General features: G+C 45.3%; 9 protein-coding genes. 7 read left to right on the top strand and 2 right to left on the bottom strand.

The window, feature by feature from the left end:
* Positions 1–403: 403 nt before the first annotated feature.
* The 4 genes from RMO27_RS23440 (at position 404) to RMO27_RS23425 (ending at position 1,702) form a co-directional block, all read left to right on the top strand.
* Complete coding sequence (locus RMO27_RS23440) at positions 404–802, top strand: type II toxin-antitoxin system RelE/ParE family toxin (RefSeq protein ID WP_309736949.1); 399 nt, start codon at positions 404–406, stop codon at positions 800–802.
* A complete protein-coding gene (locus RMO27_RS23435; protein WP_309736948.1) occupies positions 789–1,124 on the top strand; it encodes a helix-turn-helix transcriptional regulator in 336 nt (111 codons plus the stop codon). Before RMO27_RS23440 ends, RMO27_RS23435 begins: the two co-directional genes overlap by 14 nt.
* Before the next feature lie 102 nt (positions 1,125–1,226).
* Positions 1,227–1,442, top strand: a complete 216-nt coding sequence (locus RMO27_RS23430; RefSeq protein ID WP_309736947.1) for a hypothetical protein — start codon at positions 1,227–1,229, stop codon at positions 1,440–1,442.
* Positions 1,442–1,702, top strand: coding sequence for a type II toxin-antitoxin system RelE/ParE family toxin (locus RMO27_RS23425; RefSeq protein ID WP_309736946.1), 261 nt, complete (start codon positions 1,442–1,444; stop codon positions 1,700–1,702). Before RMO27_RS23430 ends, RMO27_RS23425 begins: the two co-directional genes overlap by 1 nt.
* Positions 1,703–1,947: 245 nt before the next feature.
* Here RMO27_RS23425 and RMO27_RS23420 read toward each other — a convergent pair whose 3' ends face one another.
* Positions 1,948–4,209, bottom strand: a complete 2,262-nt coding sequence (locus RMO27_RS23420; RefSeq protein ID WP_309736945.1) for a polysaccharide biosynthesis tyrosine autokinase — start codon at positions 4,207–4,209, stop codon at positions 1,948–1,950.
* Between the two features lie 644 nt (positions 4,210–4,853).
* Between RMO27_RS23420 and uvrC the strand changes: the two genes are divergently transcribed.
* From uvrC to RMO27_RS24050, 3 genes are all read left to right on the top strand, one after another.
* The gene (gene uvrC, locus RMO27_RS23415; RefSeq protein WP_396133796.1) at positions 4,854–6,674 is read left to right on the top strand and encodes an excinuclease ABC subunit UvrC; all 1,821 of its coding nucleotides are present in this window, start codon (positions 4,854–4,856) and stop codon (positions 6,672–6,674) included.
* 227 nt (positions 6,675–6,901) lie between these two features.
* Entirely contained in the window at positions 6,902–7,747 is an 846-nt protein-coding gene (locus RMO27_RS23410) for a pentapeptide repeat-containing protein (protein WP_309736944.1), read from the top strand.
* Positions 7,728–7,877: a DUF3303 domain-containing protein gene (locus RMO27_RS24050; protein WP_396133795.1), complete on the top strand. Its 150-nt coding sequence runs from the start codon at positions 7,728–7,730 to the stop codon at positions 7,875–7,877. The genes RMO27_RS23410 and RMO27_RS24050 overlap by 20 nt, the downstream gene beginning before the upstream one ends.
* 115 nt (positions 7,878–7,992) lie before the next feature.
* Here the strand turns inward: RMO27_RS24050 and RMO27_RS23405 are convergent, their stop codons facing one another.
* Complete coding sequence (locus RMO27_RS23405) at positions 7,993–8,364, bottom strand: hypothetical protein (RefSeq protein WP_309736943.1); 372 nt, start codon at positions 8,362–8,364, stop codon at positions 7,993–7,995.
* Positions 8,365–8,916: the final 552 nt, after the last annotated feature.

Below are 8,916 nucleotides of genomic sequence, written 5' to 3'. Positions count from 1 at the left end.
CAAAAGGGAAACATTAATATCTACGAAATATAATGAAACCAATCATAAATCGTAAATTATCGGTATGTGGAATGATGTACCCGTTTACCCTTAAACCCCTTTAGCCTGCCGTAATTTCGCCAATAGGCCATGTTTACTACCGTTTCACCATCAACACCTTTTAACAAACTCTCTTTGATAGAAGATTCGATCGAGATTCCTACTAATGATATTTAGGCTAAATTTGAGTCAGAGTCGTTATGATGAATCGATCGCCCGATACAAAATAATTGTAACATCAGCACTTATCCTGGATCGAGTAAGTGATGTATGGCATCACAAGAGGCTACATGAATGAGACTCGATCGGACTTGAATATATCAAAATTGTGATATAATAACTTAAGTTGTTGCGGTCTACCTCAATGCCAGAAACTCGTGTCATTTTTTACCAAGATGAGAAGGGCAAGGTACCAGTTCTCGACTGGCTAGACGAATTAGAACGGAAAGATCCAAAAGGTTTAATCAACTGTCTAGATCGAATACAGCAGCTCGCCAGCATGGGTCACGAACTCCGCAGACCACTAGCCGATTTCTTGCGAGATGGCATCTATGAACTCAGAGCCAGCCATCGACGATTGCAATATCGGATCTTGTACTTCTTTCACGGTCGAAATATTGCCATAATTGCTCATGCGATCGTCAAAGAAGATGCCGCAGTCCCAGATGTAGATATCGACAGAGCGATCGAAAGACAATGTTTATTTGTCGCCGATCCAACAAAACATACATATCAAGAGGAACAACCAGATGGCGAAAACTAATGATGCGATCGAGATTATCAACCGTCGTTACATCAAAAACGATCCAGCACTTCAGGATCTATTACGAGAAGCCTCTCTCAACGCAAAAGTAGCACAACTAATTTATACAGCAAGAAAACAAGCAGGACTGACACAACAACAATTAGCAGACTTAATCCAGACAAAACAATCAGTGATTGCCAGATTAGAAGATGCTGACTATGAGGGGCATTCGCTCTCAATGCTCCAACGGATCGGTGAGGCTCTAGGACAAAGAATCGAAATTAATATGGTGCCTACTACTAGAACAGATATCCCAGTATTATTCGATTCTCCTTCATAAGTGGACACTAACGAGACTCGATCTAGCCTCATCGATTCGATCGAGATTCCTACTAACGATATTTAGGCTAAACTTGAGTCAGAGTCGTTATGATGAATCGCTATGCAAGTCAAAGACCTCACGACTGATGAACTCAAAACCCTAATTCGGGAAACTGTTGCCGAAGCATTAGGAAATCTCCTTCCCGATCCAGATGAAGGTCTAACAGTTAAGGAAGAATTCAAACAAGAGCTTTTAGAAATTCAGCAGCGGAGACGATCGGGAAGCCGTGGTATTTCAGCGGAAGAAGCAATGAAAAGGCTCGGACTGGGGATCTGATGAGCTACTTAATCGAGTATGAACCAGCAGCTATTGGCGATCTGGAAAAGTTAGTCCAAGCTGTCCGCGAACGAGTTGTCAAAAAGATTAATTGGCTAGCTGAGAATTTTGAACAAATTAACCCACAACCTTTAACAGCAGATTTGTCAGGATTATTTAAGTTGAGGGTTGGAGATTATCGAGTCATCTATGAATTCAACCGTGAAGAAGAAATCATTTTCATCGATCGAGTTAGGCATCGTAGAGAAGTTTACAATTGACTACAAAATTCAGCCCTAGTCAATTCCAGTATTATTTTCTCATTCGCCAGAAACTATGCCAACGAGACTCGATCGAGTAGATATCATTAACCAATCCCGTCCGAGTTTGGGTCGATTCAATCTGAATTTAGATCTCTCAATATCGATCAATTTCCATAAGTAAAGGGGCGCGAGCAACCTCACACCCCTTTATATTTTTGATTTAGTTATTGAGCCGACACAGTCAGCGACCCAAATTAATACCGTTATCGACCAATGCGGTTGGTGGCCGTACCAGTTAGCAGTTTAGAACCAGAATTTCCTTCTTCACTTCGCGCCGCCTGAGAGGAGTAGTAGTAGTGGTTATAACGGTTTTGCTTGTCGAGATCGACACCATTGAGTACCATTCCCAAGACTTTGAGTTTGGATTGGGTCAAGATTTCTTGAGCGTAGTCTACTGATTCTTTATCAGCAACACCCGGACGGAGGACGAATACCAATCCGCCAGCTTGAGTACCCAAGATGGCCGCATCTGCCGCTACAGTCAGTGGTGGTGCGTCAATAATCACCAGATCATACTCCTGCGACCACTGCGCGATCGAAGTGCTCATTTGGACAGAATCGATCAAGATGACGGGATTTGGTGGTACCACACCAGCAGTCAGCAGGAACAGATTGGGTTGGATTTCGGTAGTTGCGGTTTGACGATCGCATTGACCGCTGAGGACGTTACTGAGTCCTTCATAGTTAGTTTGTCTCCAAATCAGATGTTGCGCTGGTTTGCGCATATCAGCATCGACTAGGAGTACCTTTTTACCCAGCTCGGCCACTGCGAGAGCGAGGTTGGCAGCTACAGTCGATTTACCTTCGCCTGATTGGGAGCTAGAAACAACCACCACTTTGAGACTATCATCAGCATTTAAAAACTGGAGATTGGTCTGCAACATCCGGAAGGATTCGCCATCGATGCCGGTATTGATCCCAGTTAAGACTAGTTGACCTGGAGTTCTAGCAGCACTCTTCCCGCCGAGTTTGGGTAATTGACGTGCTTTTTCAAATACCGGAATTTGACCCAAGATCGGGTAACCAGGTAGTAAGTTTCTGGCTTCTTCGGAGGTTTTAATCCGTTTGTCAGCACCATCGAGTAAGAAGGCAGTAGCTGCACCGAGGAATAGACCTAAGAAACCACCGATCGCAATGTTTTGTGGTTTTTTGGGTGAGAGTGCTTCTTGAGGCAGTTCGGCGTGAGTTTGAATTCTAGAGTTACCTAGCGTCTGATTTTCAGCAATTTCAATTTCCTGCAGTTTGCTCAGGAGGGTTTTGTAGTTAGTCCGCGTGGTTTCGAGTTTGCGGCCTAGAGCAGTTTGTTGTTGCTCCAATTTGGGCAGCGCATTCATCCGTTGCTTGTACGCGTCCACAACGTACACCAGCGCGGAGATCTGTTTTTGAAGACTCGTGCGTTGAGCTTCGCTCTTGGCATAGTCGGCAATCAGATTCCCTTGAATCCCCGATGGTTGGAGTTCGACCAGTTTACCTTGGAATTGTTTGTCGCCGATTAAGCTTTGTTTGAACCGCTTTTGGAGAATTTCGACGAGTGCTTGCCGCTTCTCTTTGAGATTGAGGATACTCGGATCGTTATCGCTAAATCGCGTTTTTTCAGTAGCGATCTTCGCTTCGATTTCCTGCAACTCTTTGAGAGATTTTTGTAAACCAGGAGATTCGCTCACCAATCCAGATTGAATGGTGGCTTGGGCGTCTCTACCGCCAAACAACGCCTTCAAACCTTCGAGTCGCGAGGTTTCAGCGGCTAGCTGGGCGGAGGCGGAGGTGATTTCTTTGTTGAGACTGGTAATTGTTTCTACTGCTTTGACAGATTCTGTAGGCAGATCGACAACATTGTACTCTTCTTTGAATTTGCGGATGTCACTCTCCGCAGTTTTAACTTCATTTTCAATTTTGGGCAGCTCTTTGGAGACGAATAGACGTGCCGCTTCGGCTTCAAGACGTTGATTCTTGCGATCGTCACGGATGTAGACTTCCATGAGCTTTTCGACGACATCTCTGGCCAATTCCCTACTGGGATCTTGGAAGCTGACATCTAAAATATCCGTTCCTTTAATACTACTAACCTTCAATTGTTGGACGAAGGTGTCGGACTTTTTAACAAATTTATCTAATCGTTTTTTTTCTAACGGTCTATTTGCATATTTTCCATTCCGTAACTCTAAGAGTACGCCATTAATTGTAGTTAATGATTTGAGGATTTCTGCTTGAGTATTGACTGGCATACTTCCGGTTAAACCTTCTAGATCGCCAATCGCCCCACCACCGCCAGCAGCACTGGTTACACTACTCAACAAGGCACTAGTTTTGTTAGTCTTTTTCAGAATAACTTGCCCTTTGGCTTGGAAGATTTCCGTTTGCTTGTAAGTCCAAATTGTTACTACTGCTGTAGTAAGTGCAAAGACTAAAGCGGCTGGCAACCAACGACGTTTGAGTACTAGCCAATATTGTGCAATTTCATCCATAATGCTTTGTGCGGGTGACTGTGTGTATACTCCCTCATATTCTAACACTGTGACTTTAGCTACTCGTATCCGCATTTAAACGTAATTCAGTCAGACTAAAGCAACTAATTTTAGGAAATTGAGAGATCCATACGATCGTCAAAACTAGCGAATTCAGTGGTTGAATGCGATGTGACTCTCGGTACAGTGGCGATCGTTTTATACAGCAGCTTATTAATAGGAGATTTTTTTAGTCAGAATGCCTGTATGGTCACGACCGCTTGGGATCATAATACCCATTTGTCAACGGAAAATATCAGCTTGAAAGTGGGATACAGCGAGATCTATCCCGATCTCGATCTCAACTGAAATTCCGTAGCAGCTAGCAGCCAGAGATCTCGATCGAGTGCAGGCTGTTGTCAATAATAGTTAGCTCGGAGCAGATCTGGATCTCCGGACAGTATCGATCGTTAGATCCAGCAGTCTAGCAATGTTATATTTTCTAGTAAGAATGTATGTATCGTGCCGATCGCTGCTGCTGAGGGTATCTATCTGTGTTAGAAGAAAGCCAACTCCATCCGACTATCATCAAGCTGTCTACAGCTACGACCCCCGACCTTGAACGGCGACTCCAAGAAATTCCGCCCGAACCTGGTGTTTACTTTATGCGCGATGCGACTGATCGCATCCTCTATATCGGTAAATCCAAAAAACTCCGCTCCCGCGTCCGCTCGTATTTTCGGGACAGCGAGCGTCACACGCCTCGGATTGCGATGATGGTACGCCAAGTCGCTGAGATCGAGTTTATCGTGACAGACAGCGAAGCTGAGGCACTGGCGTTAGAAGCTAACCTGATCAAACAACATCAGCCCCACTTTAATGTCCTACTCAAGGATGATAAAAAATATCCATACGTGCTGATTACTTGGTCTGAAGACTATCCACGCATTCTGCTCACCCGCAATCGGCGGATTGGTAAAGGGAAAGACAAATATTATGGGCCATATACCGACGCGCATCTGCTGCGCAATGTCCTTTACACCATTAAGCGGACATTCCCGCTGCGCCAACGACCGCAACCCTTATTTAAGGATCGTCCCTGTCTCAATTATGACCTCGGTCGCTGTCCGGGAGTCTGCCAAAATCTGATCGCGCCGATCGATTATCGCCAAACGGTTGAAAAAGTCGCGATGATTTTTCAAGGCCGCACGGGCGAATTAATCGAAACACTGACCGCGCAAATGCACAAAGCTGCCGAAAACATGGAGTTCGAGCAAGCAGCAGCAATTCGCGATCGCATCCACAATCTGACAGCACTTAATGCCGAACAAAAAGTCGCTCTATCTAACGATACTGTCTCGCGCGATGCGATCGCCCTAGCTGCCGATCGCAAGATTGCTGCGGTGCAACTATTTCAAATTCGGGCGGGTAAATTAGTCGGTAGACTGGGATATACGGCTGAGGTGCAGTCGCTAGCAGCATCTGAAACAGAAATAGAAACTAGTCAGACATCGGACATCGAGCTAGGTGCAATCCTGCAACGGGTGCTAGAAGAACACTATCAAGCGGCCGATCCGGTCGAAATCCCCCTGGAAATCTTGGTGCAATATCCGCTCCCAGAAGGTGAAATCCTGGCTAGCTACTTGAGCGATCGCAAAGGTCGCAAAGTTACGCTGATTACCCCCCAGCGGCAGGTGAAAGCCGAGCTAATCGAGATGGTCGAGAAAAATGCTCTCCATGAACTCGCCCGCCTCCAACGCCAAAACGAACGGAATGTCGGTGCGCTCGCAGATCTGGCCGAAATCCTCAATTTACCCGAACTCCCACACCGGATTGAAGGTTTCGATATTTCCCACATCCAAGGCTCGAATGCGGTTGCTTCTCAGGTGGTATTTATCGACGGCTTGCCAGCCAAACAACATTACCGCCACTATAAGATTCAAAACCCTGAGATTGTAACTGGTCACTCCGACGACTATGCCAGTCATGCCGAAATTGCCAGACGGCGATTTCGGAAGTATGCCGGGGGTATGAATACTGACGATGCTAATTTCCCTGACGTCGTGATGATTGACGGTGGGAAGGGGCAATTATCCGCAGTCATGAAGGTACTCGAAGACCTCAATCTCGCTGACAAAATGTGCATAGTTAGTCTTGCCAAACAACGGGAAGAAATTTTCTTGCCCAACGAAAGCTTGCCACTCCCAACGGATGCCGAACAAGCTGGCGTTCAATTACTCCGCCGCGTCCGCGATGAGTCACACCGCTTCGCCATCACCTTCCATCGCCAACAGCGAGCTGTCAAACAAACTCGATCTTATCTGGACGATATTGCTGGTTTGGGCAGCCATCGGCAAAAACAACTGCTGGCACATTTTCACTCGATCGATTACATTCGGGCGGCAACGATCGCGGATTTGGCCAAAGCTTCTGGCATTGGCACTCACATGGCGACGGAAATCTACAACTACTTTCATCCCCAGTAATCGATCGAATCGTTAAACTAGGAATAGCTTTTTAGAGCTGCATATTCTCGCCAGCGTTCGTCGGTAGTTGCGGCAATGCCATGATCGAGTTTATCTAGATTGTCAAAGCTGGCAATCTAGCGAAACTCATTGGCTCGGCATCGTTGGCAAGTTACCGATCGATAAAGAATATTAATTTAATCGACAAGTGCAGCCACCTTCATTAGCAGTAATGCTACTTTAGATAGATGAATGACGATCTACAGTGTTGGTACAAAGCACTCGAATTAGAGCCTGGGGCATCACTTGAAGAGGTGAACCAGGCTTATAAAGTTTTAGTATTGGTTTGGCATCCCGACAGGCTGCCCCAAGATAGTCTGCGCTTGCAAGAAAAAGCTCAAGCCAAACTCAAAGAACTCAATAATGCGCGCGATCGGTTGCGCGAGTATCAAGCCAATCGTACCAACGGGAATGGCAGTACTGTCAGTAATAGCCGTACTAATGGCAATGATAGTCAGGCAGCCACTCGATCGACTACATCCCGCCATTCTCACCAACAACCTCGCCGCGCCACCGCCCGTCCAGAAACTTACGGGCAGCGAGTAAGACAACCACAGTCACCATCACCAGCTAAAGTCACCGAACCGATTCGCACTCCCCAAGCGGCGGCCACTAAACTCACAAATCATCGCCATCACATCCAAACACCGGCGCGGACGCCACCCCAACGTCCAGATCTCAGTGGTGTCGATTGGAGTGGTACAAATCTCAACGAGCGCGATCTATCGGGTCGAAACTTAGCCAATGCCAATTTGAGCAATACCGAACTTCAGGATTCCTTTTTACATGGAGCAAATCTCGAAGGTGCCAACCTCCAAAAAGCCAATCTATTTCGGGCAAACTTATTTCAGGCAAATCTCAGCAACGCCAATTTACGCGATGCAAATCTGATTGGTGCCGATCTCAGCGGTGCCGATCTAAGAGGTGCCGATCTGACTGGCGCGCGGATTAGGGTTGGTGCGAAGATGATGGTTAGATTCATCGGTGCCAATCTCACCGGTGCGATTATGCCCGATGGCCAAGTATTTGGCTAGATTGATGGAGACAAACGATCGAGAATTAATCGATCTATGGATAGCCAATTGGAGCAATTTGGTTGATTTTGAAGTTTATCCAGCGATCGCCTCGCAGGAAGCTATCGATCGAGTTGCACCATTACTTTAGATCGTCGGTAGCAAGCCTAATCCCCTGATACTACGATGATGAAAACATATTTTCTGATTAATCTTTTTATAAAATATTCTAGTTGGTGGGTAATGTTCAAATGCTCACACTATGACTACTCGGGAACTAACTTCCCAATGAAGAAGCCGTCTACACTCTGTAATTTACCGCGCCAGAATCCACCATGATCGCCTTGAGGAATAGTTAATCCACTAGAAACTATTCGAGCATCATGTATGTGAATAAAAGCATGTGGAACAGGCTGTGATAATTCAGAAAATTCAGGAAAAGTTATATTTTTGTTCTCAAGAGATATAAATGCATGTTTGAAATATGATTCTTCACTAATCAGTAACCCACTGACACATAGACCGCCAACCTGAAGAGTTATCGGAATTGCTCCCTCATTCTTAGTTACAAAAACAATAAGCGATTCTAAAATCAAATCTTTATCCGCAGTTATTTCCGATGTTTGATTTGATAGCATAAGTAACCTGTGGGGTATAAATGTTTAGCACTGTATTAATAATAACGTACTTAATGTTTTTCGATCCGTACAACAAGCAGGAGTGATTACCATAAGCTGTTCTACATCTAATTTTTTTGACTGAATCACTTACATCAACGGATCTGGAGTGCCAATAGAGTGGTTTAAATGTCGAACAGCTTACCATTCGGGATCTATAGTTTTGCCTAGGTCAATCGCAACTCGCGATCCAGCTCGATCGCTTGCGAGGAAGAAGTTTCAGCAATTTGTATGGCATCGCTCGGGTATTTGAAGCCTGAAATCACTATAGTGCAGGGGATAGACCTCAAAAAGCGAGTTGTGAATTGACACAAAAAATTTACATACTCATTCTGGATATTTCTGTCGTCTGAATTGGCTTGTCAGATGACGTTGGACGCTACTTTTGGAAATTACCAGAACTTTGGCAACACCTCTGTGGCTGAGATTGCTTGTTTCTTTCCAGCATTGTTAAACTTTTTGGCATCGTTCCCGTATATTAATTTTCATCGTAACTCTAGCTCTAGCTAATCA

The organism is Chamaesiphon sp. OTE_75_metabat_556, assembly GCF_031378165.1.
In the GTDB taxonomy this organism is placed as follows: domain Bacteria; phylum Cyanobacteriota; class Cyanobacteriia; order Cyanobacteriales; family Chamaesiphonaceae; genus Chamaesiphon.
Note: the sequence above shows the minus strand (reverse complement) of the source record. Positions and strands in the feature narration are given on the sequence as shown.